Source organism: Agrococcus sp. GCM10030265, from assembly GCF_042666675.1.
GTDB lineage: Bacteria > Actinomycetota > Actinomycetes > Actinomycetales > Microbacteriaceae > Agrococcus.
The window spans coordinates 57,161-73,537 of the sequence record NZ_JBHTCZ010000008.1 but is presented as its reverse complement, the minus strand read 5'-3'; the positions used below and the strand labels follow the sequence as shown (position 1 = coordinate 73,537).

The window sequence follows — 16,377 nt, the reverse complement described above, 5'->3', positions numbered from 1 at the left end:
CGGGGGCGGCGGCTACCCTTTCGTCGTGGATCGAAAGGTCGTGGAGTTCCGGCTCGCACCCGACGACATCTCCGCGATCCGCTTCGGACTGTCGCCAGGGCATGAGCTGTGCCACGCGGTGCGCGTGCTCGCGAACCCGCAGCATCACTCGCTGCAATGGGGTTGGCTGCGCATCACGCGCGACGCCGTGCCCGACCGGGCGTTCGCGATGCTGCGACTCGTGGTCGGCGACGACGGCTACATGCCCGACTTCCTCACATCGACGCCCGCATGGGATCTCTCGCCCGACGAGGAGATCACCCGGCTCCGCGTCGCGGACCTCGATGCCATGCGCGTCGACCTCGGCAAGCGCGCCGTGCGCTCCGAGGGCCGCGCACGCGAGCTGCTGCTGGGCATGCAGGAGGAACCGCAGCGGGCACGTGCGGCGATCGCCGACGCGTTCGAGGAGCTCTGGCATGCGACGCTCGGCACGGCGTGGGTCACGATCGAGCGCATGCTGCGCGCGGACATCGGCGCCAGGGCCCGGCGCACGAGCACGCACGGCATCGCCGAGATGGTCGGCTCGATCCACGCCGCGGTGTCGTGGGCGCCCGACGCGGTGCGCGTCGCGCTCGCCAAGCATGAGGAGATCCTCGACTGCCGTGGCAGCGGCCTCGTGCTCGTGCCGTCGGTGATGTCGCGGCGGTGTGCAGCGCTCACGGAGCCGCCGGCGCAGCCGACGCTGTTCTATCCCGCCCTCGGCGTCACGGAGACCTGGACGGAGTCCGGCGCCGCCGCGGACGGGGCGCTCGCGGGACTCCTGGGCGATGGACGATCCCGGATGCTGCGCTGCCTGCAGGAGCCGCGGTCGACGACCGAGGCCGCTGCGGCGACCACGCTCGCGATCTCGACCGCGTCCCACCATCTCGCCGTGCTCCGGGCAGCGGGGCTCGTCGACTCGCGGCGGGTCGGCTCGGCCGTGCTGCACGCGCGCACGCCGCTCGGCGATGCGCTCGTCGCGGGCGCCACCTGATCGACGCCTGCCCGCCCTTTCGACGACGGTCGAAAGGGTCGCACCGCACGCTCCGCGGCCCCGAGGGTGAAGCGCGACGGACGGCCGCGGGTCGCTCCGCACCTCGACGGACACCGAGCGAAGGACGCACCATGCAGTACGCACTCGTCTACTCCTACGACCCCACCACCGCGACGCCCGCCGACGGTGAGGTGCAGGACTGGTTCGCGCTCGACGCCGAGCTCGCAGAGGCCGGCGTCAGCATCCACGAGGCCGGCTTCCACCCCATCGAGGGGGCGCGAGTCGTCACGGTTCGCGACGGCGAGGTCGTCGAAGCCGATGCGCCGACCTCCGGGTCGACGGTCGCCGGCTACTACGTCGTGGACGTTCCCGACCTCGCGTCGGCCGTCCGCCTCGCGGCGCGCATCCCCACAGCCAAGTACGGCGAGGTGGCGGTGCGGCAGATCGTCGACATGTCGGCCTTCGAGGCCTGAACGTCGTCGAGCGCGGGGTGCGCGCCGACCGTCACCGACCTCATCCTGCGGGACGGTCTGCTCGCCCTCGCGCCCGCCCTCGTCGCGCGGCTCGAGGCACGGCCGCACGGAGTTGCCGCCGTCGTGGCCGATCGCAGTCGAGCACGACGCCGAAGACGGCCTCAGGACGATCGTCTGCCCTTCGGCCGCATCGATCCATCGGCGACCGGTCCCGCGCACGACGGTCCGAAGCCGTCGTTGCGGTCGACCGGCGTCCAGTCGCAGCAGAGGATGCGCACCGGCGGCCGTCCTACGGTCAGCGGCGATGATCTCCGACGATTCGGCTGCGTCGACACCGGCGACGACGACGCCCGACGTGTCGGAGGGACGCCTCGTGCTCGCCAAGTACCTCGCTGCGATCACGATCGTCGCCTTGATGCTCGCGCTCCTGCAGCCGTTCGCGGTCGCGATCCCGTTCGGCGGGGACGTCGGCTCCGTCCGTCTTGGCGGCATGCTCGTGAAGCTCGGCGCCCAGGCAAGCATCGTCGTCGCGCTCATCGCCATCGGCGTGGCAGCCGACGCGCGGATCCTCGCGACGCGAGTCATCATCGGCTCGCTCGGAGTGGTCGCTGCACTGCTCGCCGTCCTCTTCTTCCTCTACGACGGCTTCTGGCTGCAGGGAAGCATCGAGGTCGCACAACCCTGGCGAATGGGCGACTGGAGCCTCGCGTCTGTCGTGGCGACGTTCTGGATCTCGCCCGCGATCGCGCTCGCGCTCGGCGCCTTCACGACGCTCTCCTTCACACGACGCGCCTCCGGACGCGTCTGCGTGCTCTGGAGCGTTGCCGCCGTCGTACTGGTCAGCGCAGGAACGTGGTCGTCGTTCGGCGAGCACGTGCTCGCCGGAGAGCGGTGGATCTGGTGAGCAGCGGTGCTCCGTCACCACGTCGCAGAGCGTGACGGCTGTGGCAACGGAGCGACGGCGACGATCCGGAGCGAGGGATCGCTCCGTCATGAGCCCGCACGCTCGGCGCTCGCCGCCGGGCCCCGCCTCGGTCAGCCGTGCACGACCTCGCGGATGCGCTGCGGCACCGTCTCGTCGGTGAGCGAGGTCGTGTCGCCCAGCGGCCGACCGTCGAACACGTCGACGAGCAGCCGCCGCATGATCTTGCCCGAGCGCGTGCGCGGCAGGTCGGGCACGACGACGACGTGCCGCGGTCTCGCGACGGGACCGATCGACTCGGCGACGTGCGAGCGCAGGGCCGCCGCGAGCTCGTCGACGTGCGCATCCCGCCCCCCGACGCCCGGCTCGTGGCCGCGCGACGACGTGACGAACGCGCAGATCGCATGACCCGTCAGCGCATCGCCCACGCCCACGACGGCGGCCTCGCCGACGACGGGATGCGCGACGAGCGCCGACTCGATCTCGATCGTCGAGAGGCGGTGGCCGGAGACGTTGATGACGTCGTCGACGCGGCCGAGCACCCAGATGTCGCCGTCGGCATCCCACGCGGCGCCGTCGCCCGAGAAGAACGCACCCTGCTGCCAGAAGCGCGCCCAGTAGGCGTCGCGGTAGCGCTCGGGATCGCCCCACACCGTGCGGGCGAGGCCGGGGCCCGGCCGATCGACGACGAGGTAGCCGCCCTGCCCGTACGGCACCGTCCGCCCCTGCTCGTCGACGATGCGTGCGGCGACGCCCGGGAGCGGCCGCGTCGCCGAGCCGGGCTTGAGCGTCGAGGCGCCCGGGAGCGGCGCGAGGATGGCCGCGCCCGTCTCGGACTGCCACCACGTGTCGACGATGGGCGCCGAGCCGGCGCCCACGTGCTCGCGGAACCACATCCACGCCTCGGGGTTGATCGCCTCGCCGACCGAGCCGAGCAGTCGGATGGAGGAGAGATCCCACGCGCCGGCGTGCGGGCCGGCGGCGAACCCATCCGGGAACCACGTCATGAGCGACCGCACGAGCGTCGGCGCCGTGTAGTACGTCGTGACGCCGTAGCGCTCGATGATCTCGAGGTGCCTGCCCCGATGCCCGGCGTCGGGCGTGCCCTCGTAGAGCACCTGCGTCGCGCCGTTCGACAGCGGACCGTAGATCGCGTACGTGTGCGCCGTGACCCACGCGAGGTCGGCGGTGCACCAGTGCACGTCGGTGGGCTTGTGGTCGAACGCCGCCCAGTGCGTCCACGACGCCTGCACGAGGTAGCCGCCCGTCGTGTGCACGAGCCCCTTCGGGCGACCGGTCGTGCCCGACGTGTAGATGATGAAGAGCGGATGCTCGGCGTCGAAGGCCTGCGCCTCGTGCTCGTCGGATGCGGCGCCCAGCGCCTCGTGCCACCAGACGTCGCGGCCGGGCGTCCACGGCGTGTCCGGCGTGCGGTCGCCCGTGCGGCGCACGACGAGCACGTGCTCGAGGGATGCGACGCCGTCGGCGGCACGATCCATGCGCGCCTTCACGCCGACGGCCTCGCCACGGCGGAACTGGCCGTCGCTCGTGACGAGCACCTTCGCGCCGGTGTCCTCGAGGCGGAAGCGCACGGCGTCGGCGCTGAAGCCGCCGAAGACGAGCGAATGCACCGCGCCGATGCGGGCGATCGCGAGCGTGACGACGAGCGTCTCGACGAGCGGCGGCAGCACGACGACGACGCGGTCGCCCGGCTCGACGCCGAGCGCCTCGAGCGCGTTCGCCGCGCGCGCGACCTCGCGCTGCAGCTCGGCGTACGTCACGGTGCGGCGGTCGCCAGGCTCGCCCTCGAAGTGCGTCGCGACGCGGTCGCCGTGCCCCGCATCCACGTGCCGGTCGACGCACTGCACGGCGGCGTTGAGCGTGCCGCCCGCGAACCACGTCGCCGCGGGCACCGTGAGCTCGGGGCTGCCGTCGGCGTTCGTGGCGCCCGTGGGCTCGGCGGGCTGCCACGTGCGCACCGTGCGCCACGGCGTCGCCCAGTCGAGGCGGGCTGCGGCCGCGGCCCAGAACGCATCGGGGTCGGCCGCCGCCACCTCCCACGCGTCGGGACCGACGTTCGCGGATGCCGCGATGCCCGCGGGCGGCGGGAAGGCGCGGGTCTCGAGCCGCAGGGCGTCGAGCGCGCTCACGACCAGCGCCTCGCGGCCCAGCGCTGCACGAGCGCGAGCACGGAGTCGGTGAGCTTGCCGAGCACGGCCAGCAGCACGATCGCGAGCAGGATGTGGTCGACGCGTCCGTTCGACTGCCCGCGCGACAGCAGGAATCCGAGGCCCATCGACGCGCCCAGCAGCTCGGCCGCGACGAGGAAGAGCCACGCCTGCACGAGCGCGAGCCGCAGCCCCGTGAAGACGGCGGGCAGCACCGACGGCAGCTGCACCGTGAGGAACGCGCCGATCGTGCCACGGCCGAACGCGCGCGCGACCTCGACGAGGTGGCGGTCGACGTGCTGGAGCGCGAGCGAGACGGTGGTGAAGACGGGGAAGAACGCGCCGATCGCCACGAGGATGACCTTCGACTGCTCGCCGATCTGGAACCAGACGATCAGCAGCGGCACCCACGCGAGGCTCGGCACGGCGCGCACGATGCCGAGGAACGGTGCGAGCACGGCCTCGAGCAGTCGCGACAGCCCGACGACGCCGCCGAGCACGAGGCCCAGCAGGGCGCCGGCGACGAAGCCGACGAGGACGCGCTGCAGCGAGATCGCGGCGAAGCGTGCGAGCTCGCCGCGCTCGGCGAGGTCGACGGCCGCCTCCCAGACGGCCGACGGGCTCGCGAAGCGGAAGGGCGGCACGATCGCCGCACCCGGGATGGTCACCGCCCACCACACGACGAGCAGCGCGAGCGGGATGAGGGCGCCGAGCGCGACCCGCACGCCGGCACGGTCGAGCGCGCCGACGCGGGACCGTCGACGCCCGCGCGAGCGCGCGGCGGCGGTCTCGGCCCCCACCTGCGCGACGGGCGCGGGCGTGGGCGTGGCGAGCCCGGTCATCCGGCCTCGACCGCCGTCTCGGCGAACTGCGGGGCGAGCAGCGTCTCGAGCGCGGCGTCGATCGCGTCCTGCGATGCGACGTCGCCGATCTCGACCTGGATGGCCCCGATGGGCTCGAGCACGCCCAGCAGGTCGTCGCCCGGCACGCCCGACACGTCGAGCCCCTCGCGCTCGTCGATGACGACCTGCGCGACCGAGGGCTCGATCGCCGCGGCGTCGGCCAGCAGCTGCGCCATCTCGTCGGAGTGGTCCAGCGCCCAGGTGCGCGCTCGCTCGTACAGGTCGACCACCGTCTGCACCAGCTCGGGGTCGGCGTCGATGATCTCCTCGGAGGCGTTGAGCACCGAGTAGGAGTTGAGCGACAGATCGGTGCTGAGGATCGTGGCGCCCGCAGCCTCGGCGGTCGCGGTGATGGGGTCGAGGCCGGCCCACGCATCCACCGAGCCGCCCTGCAGCGCCGCCCACCCGTCGGCGTGCGCCAGGTTCTCGACCGTGACGTCGTCGATCGACAGCCCGGCGCGCTCGAGCGACTGCACGAGGAAGAAGTACGGGTCGGTGCCGAGCGCCGCCGCCACCGTGCGGCCGCGCAGCTGCTCGACCGACGCGATGTCGGAGCCCGCCGGCGTCACGATCGAGGCCCACTCGGGCTGTGCGACGACCGACACGATCTGCTGCGGCGCGCCGTTCGCGCGTGCGAGCAGCGCGGCCGAGCCCGCCGTCGACCCGAAGTCGATCGCACCGGCGCGCAGCGCCTCGTTGGCGGCCGACGAGCCGAGCGACTGCACCCAGTTCACGTCGTAGCCGGCGTCCTCGAGCCATCCCTGGTCGCGGATGACGATCGACAGCGGGTTGTACGTCGCCCAGTCGATGTCGACCGTCGTCGTCGTGCCGCCGTCGGCGTCGGCCTCCGCGGGTGCGTCCTCGCCGGCGACGCAGCCCGTGAGCGCGAGCGCGACGACGGTGGCGCCGGCCGCGAGCGCGGCGAGGCGGGAGGTGGTGATGCGAGCCATGGGGTCTCCCGTGCTGGTGGATGCGGTGGGCGGGGCGGATGCGGGTCAGTGGGCGTGGCGGTCGATGCCGAGGCCGGCGAGCAGCTCGGCGCGCAGCTCGGCGAGCTCGGCCGAGCCACGATCGCGGGGGCGCTCGCCGGGCACGGCGACGACCTGCTGGACGCGCGCGCCGGTGCGGTCGGCGTCGGCACCGAGCAGCACGACGCGGTCGGCGAGCTGCAGCGCCTCCTCGACGTCGTGCGTCACGAGCAGCACCGTCGTGGGCGCCGTCGCGAGCACGCCGAGCAGCAGATCCTGCATGCGCATGCGCGTCAGCGCGTCGAGGGCGCCGAAGGGCTCGTCGAGCAGCAGCACCCCCGGATCGCGTGCGAGGGCGCGGGCGAGCGACGTGCGCTGCGCCATGCCGCCGGAGATGGCGCGCGGCCGGTGGCCTGCGAAGTCGGCGAGGCCGACGAGCTCGAGCAGGGCGGCGACGCGGGCGCGCCCCGCATCCCTGCCGATGCCGGAGGGCAGCCCGTAGGCGACGTTGTCGGCGACGGTGCGCCACGGCAGGAGCCGCGGCTCCTGGAAGCCGATGGCGACGCGGTCGTCGATGCCGTCGACGGCGCGGTCGTCGATCGCGACGACGCCCTCGCCGGCGACGTCGAGCCCGCCGACGATGCGCAGCAGCGTCGACTTGCCGGAGCCGGACGCCCCGAGGATCGCGACGATCTCGCCGGGTGCGACGTCGAGGTCGACGCCGTCGAGCACGGACCGCCCGTCGAACGCACGGCCGAGGCCGCAGACGCGCACGGTGGCGGGCGTGGAGCGTCCGAGCGACAGGCCTGCGAGGCGGTCGCCGAGCTCGACTGCGGCCACGGCGGCCTCCCCTCGACGCCTTCGACGCTACGGACGGCGGTGGCGGGCGGCACGCGCAGGCGTCACGGGTCGTAACAGACGCGGCACGGCACCCTGGCGCCCCTCCGGGCGGGGCCGTGCGGGGCGCTACGCCCTGCGCGCCACGACGTACGCGTGCATCGCGTCGCGCACGTACGCCGCCGCGTCCGCACCCCCGTATGCGGCGGCGAAGCGCTCGTCGGCGACGTACAGGTCGCCGAGCCCCTCGAACGCCTCGAGCTCGGGCTCGCGCTGCCAGCTCGCGGCGACCCAGCGGAGGTGACGGGCGGCGAGCGCCTGCGCCTCCTCGCCGTCGGCGGGCAGCCCTGCATCGCGTGCCGCGGCGTAGCCGGCGACGAGGTCGGCGTGCTCCTGCTGGAACGCCGCGCGACCGTCGCCGTCGAGCGCGCCCCACCACTCCTGCCCCGAGCGCCATGCGTCGGCACCCCAGCGCTCCGTGACCTCCTGCTCGTAGCGCTGCTGGTCGAATCCGTCGAATGCCCTCGCGGCGTCCATGGCGCCTCCTTCCCTCACGACCCCGGCCGTGTGCTCCACGGCGCGGATCTGCCTGTCGATGCGGTCGCGCTCCCGGTGGAGCCACCGCAGGTGGTGGTCGAGCGCCTCGGCATCGGAGCCCGCGGCGATGGAGTCGCGGATGGCGGGGATGCCGACGCCGAGCTGCCGCAGCAGCAGGATGCGCTGCAGCCGTGCGAGCGCGTGCGCGTCGTAGTAGCGGTAGCCGTTGGCCCCGACGCGGCTGGGCTCGAGGAGTCCGACGTCGCCGTAGTGCCGCAGCGTGCGCGACGTCACGCCCGCGAGGCGCGCGATCTGCTGGATCGACCATTCCATGCGCACCACGCTAGGAGTTGACGCTGCGTCAAGGTCAAGGACCGTGCGTCCGGTGGCTCCCGGCAGGAGTAGCATCGCCGTCCGTGACCTCGGACGAGCGCTCCGCGAAGCGCTGGATCATCGGCAAGCCGCTGCCCACCGAGCAGCTCGAGGGCGAGCTGCTGCCGAAGAAGGTGGCACTGCCGATCTTCGCGTCCGACGCGCTGTCGTCGGTGGCGTACGGCCCGCAGGAGATGTTCCTCATCCTCACGATCGGCGGGCTCGCCGTGCTCGCGAACGCGCCGTTCGTCGCGCTCGGCGTCATGCTGCTCATCGCCGTCGTCGTCGCAGGCAACCTGCAGACGGTCAAGGCGTACCCCTCGGGCGGCGGCGACTACGAGGTCGCGCACCGCAACCTCGGCCCGCGCGCCGGCCTCGTCGTCGCGAGCGCCCTGCTCATCGACTACGTGCTCACCGTCGCCGTGTCGGTCGCCTCCGGCGTCGACAACATCATCTCGGCCTTCCCCCAGCTCGCGCCGCTCCGCGTCGAGCTCGCGGTCGGCTGCATCGTGCTGCTCGCCGCCGCCAACCTGCGCGGCATCCGCGAGTCGGGCCGCGCCTTCGCCATACCGACGTACCTGTTCATCGCATCCGTCGTCGTGCTCATCGTCACGGGCGTCGTGCAGACCCTCACTGGCGATGCGCCCGTCGCGGCATCGGCGCAGTACTCGGTCGAGACGGATGCCCTGTCGCAGGCGGCGCTCATGCTGCTGCTGCTGCGCGCATTCGCCTCCGGGTGCTCCGCGCTCACGGGCATCGAGGCCATCTCGAACGGCGTGCCCGCGTTCCGCAGGCCCAAGGTGCGCAACGCGCGCATCACGCTGCTGCTGCTCGGCGGCGTCTCGATCTCGCTCTTCGCCGGCATCACCTTCCTCGGGCTGATCTCGCAGATCCACTACGCCGAGGATCCCTGCGACCTCGTCGGATTCGCGAGCTGCGAGACCGCGCCGCAGCAGTCGGTCATCGGGCAGCTGGGCGCCGCGGTGTTCGGCGACGGCTCGCCGCTGTTCTTCGTGCTGCTCGCGGCGACGGCGCTCGTGCTGCTGCTCGCCGCCAACACGGCCTTCAACGGCTTCCCGCTGCTCGGCAGCGTGCTCGCCGACCACGGCTTCGCGCCGAAGGCGCTGCGCACGCGCGGCGACCGTCTCGTCTACTCGAACGGCGTCATCCTGCTCGCGCTCGGCGCCGTGCTGCTCATCGTCGTGTTCCAGGCGAACCTGAACCAGCTCATCCAGATGTACATCATCGGCGTCTTCGTGTCGTTCTCGTTCGGCCAGACGGGCATGGTCGTGCACTGGCTGCGCCTGCGGCGCGATCCGAGGCGTCGCAGCGAGTTCCAGCCCGCCGCCTTCGCGATCAACGTCGTGGCCGCGGTCTCGACCTCCGTCGTGCTCGTCGTCGTCACGATCACGAAGTTCACGCACGGCGCGTACATCGTCTTCCTCATCGGCCCCGTGCTGTGGGCCATCATGTGGGCCATCCACCGCTACTACGGGCGCGTGCGGCAGGAGATCGAGCCCGACGAGCACACGGTCTTCGGCGCGAAGGGCGACCACGCGATCGTGCTGGTGGGCGAGCTCACGAAGCCCGTGCTGAAGGCGCTCGACTACGCGATCGCCGGCAAGCACGACTCGCTCGAGGCCGTGCACTCGGCGATCGACCCGGATGCGGCGAAGCGGCTGAAGCGGGCGTGGATCCGGCAGGGCATCCACGTGCCGCTGCGCATCCTGCCGAGCCCGTACCGCGACGTGTCGCAGCCCGTGCTCGAGCACATCGCCGCGCGGCGCGCGGAGCACGGCCCCGAGGTCGTCACGGTCTACACGCCGAAGTACGTCGTCGGCCACTGGTGGGAGCAGATCCTGCACAACCACAAGTCGCGGCGCGTGCGGCAGCGGCTCGCGCTCACGCACGGCGTCGTCGTCGCGCTCGTGCCGTGGCGCCTGCAGTCGGCGCGCGTGCTCGAGGAGCGCGAGGCCCGGCCGCTGCCCGGCGACGCTCGGCGCGGGACGGCGCGCAGGCCCGTGACGCGGCAGCACCACACGGGGCATCGCCGGTGAGGCGGGCGCTGCCCTGGCTCGCCGTGCTCGTCGGTGGAGCGATGGGCACGGGGATGCGCGCGGCGATCGACCTCGCATCGCTCGGCGCGCACCCGTGGCAGACGCTCGGCATCAACGTCGTCGGCGCGCTCGCGCTCGGCGTGCTCGTCGCCCGCGTGTGGCCCGTCGCGCCGGAGTGGGTGCGGGCGGGCGTCGGCACGGGTCTGCTCGGCGGGTTCACGACGTTCAGCGCCCTCGCGCTCGCGGTCGCGTCGGAGCCTGACGCCGTCGTGCTCGCGTACCTCGCGGCATCGATCGTGCTCGGGGTCGCGGCCGCCTGGACGGGGCTGCGGCTCGGGGGCCGGCGGCGCCTCGGGCGGGATGCGGGGGCGTCGGCATGATCTCGCTGCTCGGCCTCGTGCTCGTCGCGCTCGCCGGCGGCGTCGGCGCCGTCGTGCGCCTCGGGCTCGGGCGGCTGGGGAAGCCCGACCGCCTGCCGTGGCCGATCCTCGTCGCGAACCTCGCCGGCTCGTTCGTCGCAGGGCTCGCGACGAGCGCGCTCGGTGGCGAGCCGCTGCTGCTGCTCGTCGTCGTGACGGGCTTCTGCGGTGGCCTCACGACGTTCTCGACATGGATGGTCGACACGGTGACGCTCGCCGACCGGAGGCGCGTGCGCGGCGCGGTCGCGAACGTCGCGGTGACGCTCGTGGGCGGCGTGGCGCTCGCGGCGCTCGGCCTGTGGCTCGGTGCGCTGGGCTGAGGCGCGGACGGCTCCGGCGAGCCTGGCGCGCGCCGCACCGGAGACGGACGGCTACGAAGCGAGGAGTCGCCGCACGAGGCCCGCGACGAGCGCCGTGCGCTGCGGGAAGGCCTCGCGCACCGCATGCTCGTGGTCGGCGTGCGCGCCGCCGCCCCACGGCCCGAGGCCGTCGAGCGTCGGGATGCCCGCGCCCGCCGTGAAGTTGCCGTCGGAGCCGCCGCCGACCGCGGCCTCCTGCAGCGGCGGGAAGCCCAGCTCGACCGCCACTGCGGCGGCCTGCGTGTAGAGGTCGACCGCCATCGCCCGCTCGAGCGGAGGGCGGTTGATGCCCCCGTGCACGACGATCGACGCGCCGTCGAGGGGTGAGCGCAGCGCACGGATGGCGTCGTCGACGCGCTGCTGCTCGGCGACGGTCCACGCGCGGACGTCGACGGCGATCCACGCCGACGCCGGCACGGTGTTCGTCGTCGTGCCCGCCTGCAGCACCGTGGGCGTCACGCTCGTGCCCGCCGCGGCATCCCCCATCGCGTCGAGGGCGAGCACCGCGTGCGCGAGCGCGACGGCGGCGTTGACGCCCAGCTCGGGCTCGACGCCCGCGTGCGCCGCGCGGCCCAGCACCTCGAGCCGGTAGATCGAGACGCCCTTGCGCCCCGTCTTCACCTCGGCGCCGTGCGCACCGGCCTCGAGCACGAGCGCGGCCTTCGCGGTCGACGCCTCGATGATGGGGCGCGAGGTCGGCGAGCCGACCTCCTCGTCGCCGGTGACGAGCAGGTCGACGCCGTCGATCGCCGCATCCCCACCGGCCTCGCGCAGCATCGCGAGCGCGTGCACGGCGACGGCGATGCCGCCCTTCATGTCGACCGTGCCGGGGCCGGAGACGAGCTCGCCGTCGGTCAGCGGGATGCGCGCGAGCGTGCCGAGCGGCCAGACCGTGTCGTGGTGGCACACGAGGAGCACCCGGGGCTCGCCCCATGTGGCGCGCACGTGCACGTACCCGTCGATCGTCTGCTCGGTGACGGTCGCGCCGAGCCTCGTCTCGAGCAGGGCGCGCACCGCGTCGGCGCTGCGGCGGGACGCCTCGTGGTCGCGCGAGGGCGACTCGACGGCGCAGAGTGCGAGCGCATCGGCGACGATGGCGTCCGCACGGTCGTTCGCGGCGGAGGCCAGGTCGTGCATGCGTGCTCCATCCATCCGGGGGCGCACCAGGGCTGGCAGCGCCGCCGTGCTACTCTGCCAGATGGCTTGCAAAGCGCGGTGGCGCGCGCATACCGCCCGCAATACGGATGCGGGCGTTCTCTGTTGGGGGTGCAGCATGGGTCGTGGTCGTCAGAAGGCGAAGCACACGAAGATCGCTCGTGAGTTGAAGGCGTACAGCCCGAACGTGAACTACTCTGCGCTCGAGCGTGAGATCGGCACGCGGCACGAGAGCGACGAGTACGTCGACAAGTGGGCGGAGTACGTGCAGGACGCCGACGGCGACCGCGACGACGAGTACCAGGGTCGCAGCGCCTGACGTGAGCTCCGTCTCCCAGCCGCTGCGCGACGGTGCGCATGCGGCTCCGCTCGGCTCGCACGCGACCGAGACCGCACCGGTCTTCGCGTCGCTGTCGGTGCTCGACCTCTTCCGGGTCGGCATCGGTCCGTCGTCGTCGCACACCGTCGGCCCCATGCGAGCCGCGTGGGACTTCGTGCGCCTGCTCGACGCGGCGGGGGCTCGGGATGCCACGGTGCGGCTGCGCATCGACCTGTTCGGGTCGCTCGGCGCGACGGGCTCCGGCCACGGCACCGACACCGCGGTGATGCTCGGGCTGTCGGGCCTCGCACCCGACACCGTGACGACCGACGAGATCGCTGCGACGCTCGCGGCGATCCGCGAGCGCGGCGAGCTGCTGCTCGGCGGCGAGCGCGCCGTGCGCTTCGACGAGTCGACCGCCGTCGTCTTCCGCCCGCTCACGCTGCGGCCCGAGCATCCGAACGCCCTGCGCATCACCGCGTACGACGACGCCGGCGAGACGTTGCAGACCCACGGGTACTACTCGATCGGCGGCGGGTTCGTCATGCGCCACGACGAGGGCGACGTGCTCGCTCCCGTGCCCGAGCCCGACGATGCCGCGGGCCCCGTGCCGCTGCCCTTCTCGACGGGCGAGCAGCTGCTCGCGCACTGCGCGGGCGGCCGCACGATCGCCGAGGTCATGCTCGAGAACGAGACGGCCTGGCGCCCCGAGTCCGAGACGATCGCGGCGCTCGAGCACATCTGGCAGGTCATGCAGGAGTGCGTCGACGCGGGCATCCGCACCGACGGCATCCTGCCGGGCGGCCTCGACGTGAAGCGCCGCGCGAAGGCGTGGCACGACAAGCTGCTCGCGCGCGACGCCGACCCAGACGAGCGTCGCGACCTGCTCGAGGGCATGGAGTGGGTCAACCTCTTCGCCCTCGCGGTCAACGAGGAGAACGCCGCGGGCAACCGCGTCGTCACCGCGCCGACGAACGGCGCGGCCGGCATCATCCCCGCCGTCATGCACTACGCAGACCGCTTCGTGGGCCTCGAGTCGCGCCGACTGCCCTGGGCGGTGGAGTTCCTGCTCGTCGCGGGCGCGATCGGCATCATCATCAAGGCCAACGCGTCGATCTCGGGCGCCGAGGTCGGCTGCCAGGGCGAGGTCGGATCGGCGTGCGCGATGGCGGCGGCGGGCTTCGCGTCGGTCATCGGCGCGACGCCCGAGCAGATCGAGAACGCCGCCGAGATCGGCATCGAGCACAACCTCGGGCTCACGTGCGACCCCATCAGGGGGCTCGTGCAGATCCCGTGCATCGAGCGCAACGCCATGGCGTCGGTGAAGGCCATCAACGCCGCCCGCATGGCGAAGCACGGCGACGGCACGCACTACGTCACGCTCGACACCGCCGTCGAGACCATGCGGCGCACGGGGGCCGACATGAGCGACAAGTACAAGGAGACCGCGATGGGCGGTCTCGCCGTCACCTACGTCGAGTGCTGAGCGCATCCCCGACACGACGAAGGCCCCGCGGATCCGCGGGGCCTTCGTCGTGCTGCGCCGGGGCTCAGTAGCTCGAGTACGTCGCTGCGCCGATGGCGAGGAAGATGGCGGTGAGCACGAGGGGCCAGAAGGCGAACGCCCAGATGAACCCGATGCCACCCGAGACGATGCCCGTGATCGACGTGGCCTTCGAGTTCTCCTTGACGAGGCCGGCGATGCCGAGGCCCACCGCCGCGAGGTTGTTCACGAACAGCGGGATGAGCAGGCCCGAGAGGCCGAGGATCGTCGCCCACAGGCCGAGGGTACGCTTGTCGCTCTTCGGCCTCGGGGCTGCGTAGCCCGAGTAGGACTGCTGGCCGACGTCGTACTGCGGCGTCGAGTAGGACTGCTGCGGCGCCGAGTACGCGGGCTGCTGCGGCTGCTGCGGCTCCTGGCCGCCGGGGGTGTAGGTCATGGGTTCGCCTTCTGTCGATGCGGGCGGAGAAGCGGCCCTTGGCGCAGAGCATCGTACGCGAGCGCGATGGACGTTCGCTGCACCGGGGGTCAGGGAGTGGTCGGGGCGCGTCAGGCGTGCGTGCCCGTGAGGCGCACGGCGCCGCCGTCGACGCCCTTCGCGCCCTGCACCCAGCCGTCGGCCTCGGGCGTCGTCGTCGCCTGCTCGACGGCACCCGCGACCCACGCGGGGATGCCTGCCGCCTCGGAGTCGGCGACGACCGCCTCGGCGTCGGCGGCATCGACGATCGCGATCATGCCGAGGCCGAGGTTCCAGGTGCCCTCGGTGGCGACGAGGTCGTGGCCGCCGATCGAGGCGAGCGCGCGGAACACCTCGGGCACGGCCCAGCCGCGCTGCAGCTCGACGGCGAGACCCGCGGGCAGCACGCGCGCGAGGTTCGCCGCGATGCCGCCGCCCGTGACGTGGCTGATGGCGTGGATGCGGCGCCCATCGGCGAGCATCGAGACCAGCGGGCTCGTGTAGAGGCGCGTGGGCTCGAGCAGCACCTCGGCGGCGACGCCGCCGAGCTCGTCGACGCGGTCGGCGAGCCCGATGCCCCTGTCGGCGAGGATGTGGCGCACGAGCGAGAAGCCGTTGGAGTGCAGGCCGCTCGACGCCATCGCCACGACGACGTCGCCCGCGTGCACGCGATCGGGGCCGAGCAGCGCGTCGGCCTCGACGATGCCGACGGCGGCACCCGCGACGTCGTAGTCGTCGGGCCCGAGGAGGCCGGGGTGCTCGGCGGTCTCGCCGCCGACGAGCGCCGTGCCCGTCGCCTCGCACGCGGCCGCGATGCCGCGCACGATGTCGGCGATGCGCGCGGGCTCGATGCGGCCGCATGCGATGTAGTCGGTCATCGCGAGCGGCTTCGCGCCCACGACGACGATGTCGTCGACGACCATGCCCACGAGGTCCTGGCCGATGGTGTCGTGCTTGTCGATCGCCTGCGCGAGCGCGACCTTCGTGCCGACGCCGTCGGTCGACGAGGCGAGCAGCGGCCTGCGGTACTCGCCCGCCGCGGAGAGGTCGAAGAGGCCTGCGAACCCGCCGACGCCGCCGACGACGCCCGGTCCGTGCGTGCGGGCCACGGCCGCCTTCATGAGCTCGACCGCGCGGTCGCCCGCTGCGGTGTCGACGCCTGCTGCCGCGTAGAGATCCGTCACGGCACCAGGGTACCGGCGGGGCGTGCGTCGCAGGCCCCGGCGTGAGAGCGTCGAGCATGGCCGACTCCCCCTCCCCCGCCGCCCGCGCCGACGAGCCGACGTGGATGGCGCGCCTGCCGGAGGCAGCGCGCGAGCGCGTGCGCAGCGGCCGCAGCCGCCTCGACCCGCGCCGCGTCGGCGCGCTCGTCGGCATCGCGGGCGGGCTCGTCTTCGTGCTCTCGAACCTCGCGTGGGCGCCGCCTGCCCTCGGCATCGCGCTGCGTCTGCTCGCCGTCGGCCTCGCGGTCGCGACGCTCGCGGCCCTGTTCGCCCGGCCGCGCGCGCTCGGCGCGCCCGCGTCCGTCGGCGTCGGGGCGTGGTGGGTCTACCTCGCGTCGGTGGCGGGGATGCTCGGGCTCATCGCCGTCGCGCGGCTCGCCCTCACGGCGACGGGGCACGAGGCGGCGATCCCCGTCGCGATCGCGGTGGCCGTCGGCCTGCACTTCCTGCCCTTCGCCCGAGCCTTCCGCGAGCGCCACTTCGTCGACCTCGGCGTCGCCCTCACCGTCGTCGGACTCGTCGGCGTCGTCGCCGCCGTCGCCGCGGGCGCGCCCGTCGGCGAGGCCGCGGCCGTCGTCGCGGGGCTCACGATGCTCGCGCTCATGCTCGCCTACGGCATCCGCGGGCGAGCGCTCTCGTCGCGCTGACGCCGCAGCGTGGCACGAGGTGGCGTCGAACGATCGCTCGACCACGATG

Annotated in this window: 17 protein-coding genes; 9 read left to right on the top strand and 8 right to left on the bottom strand. The window is 73.4% G+C overall.

Annotation, left to right across the window (positions count from 1 at the left end; translation table 11 throughout):
* The first annotated feature begins 25 nt into the window (after positions 1-25).
* From ACFQPP_RS14690 to ACFQPP_RS14680, 3 genes are all read left to right on the top strand, one after another.
* Entirely contained in the window at positions 26-1,012 is a 987-nt protein-coding gene (locus ACFQPP_RS14690) for a DUF5937 family protein (RefSeq protein ID WP_376917404.1), read from the top strand.
* A gap of 131 nt (positions 1,013-1,143) precedes the next feature.
* Positions 1,144-1,485, top strand: a complete 342-nt coding sequence (locus ACFQPP_RS14685) for a YciI family protein (protein WP_376917403.1) — start codon at positions 1,144-1,146, stop codon at positions 1,483-1,485.
* A gap of 373 nt (positions 1,486-1,858) precedes the next feature.
* Positions 1,859-2,389 (top strand): hypothetical protein, encoded by a 531-nt coding sequence (locus ACFQPP_RS14680; RefSeq protein WP_376917402.1) that lies wholly within the window; start codon positions 1,859-1,861, stop codon positions 2,387-2,389.
* Between the two features lie 131 nt (positions 2,390-2,520).
* Here the strand turns inward: ACFQPP_RS14680 and acs are convergent, their stop codons facing one another.
* From acs to ACFQPP_RS14655, 5 genes are all read right to left on the bottom strand, one after another.
* A complete protein-coding gene (gene acs, locus ACFQPP_RS14675; protein ID WP_376917423.1) occupies positions 2,521-4,563 on the bottom strand; it encodes an acetate--CoA ligase in 2,043 nt (680 codons plus the stop codon).
* Positions 4,554-5,417 carry an ABC transporter permease gene (locus ACFQPP_RS14670; protein ID WP_376917401.1) on the bottom strand — a complete coding sequence of 288 codons (864 nt, stop codon included), beginning with the start codon at positions 5,415-5,417 and terminating at the stop codon, positions 4,554-4,556. Before ACFQPP_RS14670 ends, acs begins: the two co-directional genes overlap by 10 nt.
* A complete protein-coding gene (locus ACFQPP_RS14665; RefSeq protein WP_376917400.1) occupies positions 5,414-6,427 on the bottom strand; it encodes an aliphatic sulfonate ABC transporter substrate-binding protein in 1,014 nt (337 codons plus the stop codon). Before ACFQPP_RS14665 ends, ACFQPP_RS14670 begins: the two co-directional genes overlap by 4 nt.
* Positions 6,428-6,472: 45 nt before the next feature.
* The gene (locus ACFQPP_RS14660) at positions 6,473-7,219 is read right to left on the bottom strand and encodes an ABC transporter ATP-binding protein (protein ID WP_376917422.1); all 747 of its coding nucleotides are present in this window, start codon (positions 7,217-7,219) and stop codon (positions 6,473-6,475) included.
* Positions 7,220-7,411: 192 nt separating this feature from the next.
* Positions 7,412-8,152 carry a TipAS antibiotic-recognition domain-containing protein gene (locus ACFQPP_RS14655; protein ID WP_376917399.1) on the bottom strand — a complete coding sequence of 247 codons (741 nt, stop codon included), beginning with the start codon at positions 8,150-8,152 and terminating at the stop codon, positions 7,412-7,414.
* Between the two features lie 83 nt (positions 8,153-8,235).
* Between ACFQPP_RS14655 and ACFQPP_RS14650 the strand changes: the two genes are divergently transcribed.
* The 3 genes from ACFQPP_RS14650 to ACFQPP_RS14640 are packed head-to-tail and all read left to right on the top strand — an operon-like array spanning position 8,236 to position 10,987.
* Positions 8,236-10,248: an APC family permease gene (locus ACFQPP_RS14650; protein WP_376917398.1), complete on the top strand. Its 2,013-nt coding sequence runs from the start codon at positions 8,236-8,238 to the stop codon at positions 10,246-10,248.
* Positions 10,245-10,628: a fluoride efflux transporter FluC gene (locus tag ACFQPP_RS14645; protein ID WP_376917397.1), complete on the top strand. Its 384-nt coding sequence runs from the start codon at positions 10,245-10,247 to the stop codon at positions 10,626-10,628. The genes ACFQPP_RS14650 and ACFQPP_RS14645 overlap by 4 nt, the downstream gene beginning before the upstream one ends.
* The gene (locus tag ACFQPP_RS14640; RefSeq protein ID WP_376917396.1) at positions 10,625-10,987 is read left to right on the top strand and encodes a fluoride efflux transporter FluC; all 363 of its coding nucleotides are present in this window, start codon (positions 10,625-10,627) and stop codon (positions 10,985-10,987) included. The genes ACFQPP_RS14645 and ACFQPP_RS14640 overlap by 4 nt, the downstream gene beginning before the upstream one ends.
* Positions 10,988-11,038: 51 nt before the next feature.
* Here ACFQPP_RS14640 and ACFQPP_RS14635 read toward each other — a convergent pair whose 3' ends face one another.
* The gene (locus ACFQPP_RS14635) at positions 11,039-12,163 is read right to left on the bottom strand and encodes a M20/M25/M40 family metallo-hydrolase (RefSeq protein ID WP_376917395.1); all 1,125 of its coding nucleotides are present in this window, start codon (positions 12,161-12,163) and stop codon (positions 11,039-11,041) included.
* 136 nt (positions 12,164-12,299) lie between these two features.
* Between ACFQPP_RS14635 and ACFQPP_RS14630 the strand changes: the two genes are divergently transcribed.
* Both ACFQPP_RS14630 and ACFQPP_RS14625 read left to right on the top strand, forming a co-directional pair.
* Positions 12,300-12,500: a DUF3073 domain-containing protein gene (locus ACFQPP_RS14630; RefSeq protein WP_376917394.1), complete on the top strand. Its 201-nt coding sequence runs from the start codon at positions 12,300-12,302 to the stop codon at positions 12,498-12,500.
* A 91-nt stretch (positions 12,501-12,591) separates the two neighbouring features.
* Positions 12,592-13,986, top strand: coding sequence for an L-serine ammonia-lyase (locus ACFQPP_RS14625; protein ID WP_376917421.1), 1,395 nt, complete (start codon positions 12,592-12,594; stop codon positions 13,984-13,986).
* A 64-nt stretch (positions 13,987-14,050) separates the two neighbouring features.
* On the opposite strand, the gene ACFQPP_RS14620 is transcribed toward ACFQPP_RS14625, so the two are convergent.
* Together ACFQPP_RS14620 and purM are read right to left on the bottom strand one after the other, a co-directional pair.
* Complete coding sequence (locus ACFQPP_RS14620; RefSeq protein ID WP_376917393.1) at positions 14,051-14,440, bottom strand: hypothetical protein; 390 nt, start codon at positions 14,438-14,440, stop codon at positions 14,051-14,053.
* A gap of 110 nt (positions 14,441-14,550) precedes the next feature.
* A complete protein-coding gene (gene purM / locus ACFQPP_RS14615; RefSeq protein ID WP_376917392.1) occupies positions 14,551-15,642 on the bottom strand; it encodes a phosphoribosylformylglycinamidine cyclo-ligase in 1,092 nt (363 codons plus the stop codon).
* Positions 15,643-15,698: 56 nt separating this feature from the next.
* On the opposite strand from purM, the gene ACFQPP_RS14610 reads away from it, so the two are divergent.
* Positions 15,699-16,328 carry a hypothetical protein gene (locus tag ACFQPP_RS14610; protein ID WP_376917391.1) on the top strand — a complete coding sequence of 210 codons (630 nt, stop codon included), beginning with the start codon at positions 15,699-15,701 and terminating at the stop codon, positions 16,326-16,328.
* The last annotated feature ends 49 nt before the right edge of the window (positions 16,329-16,377 follow it).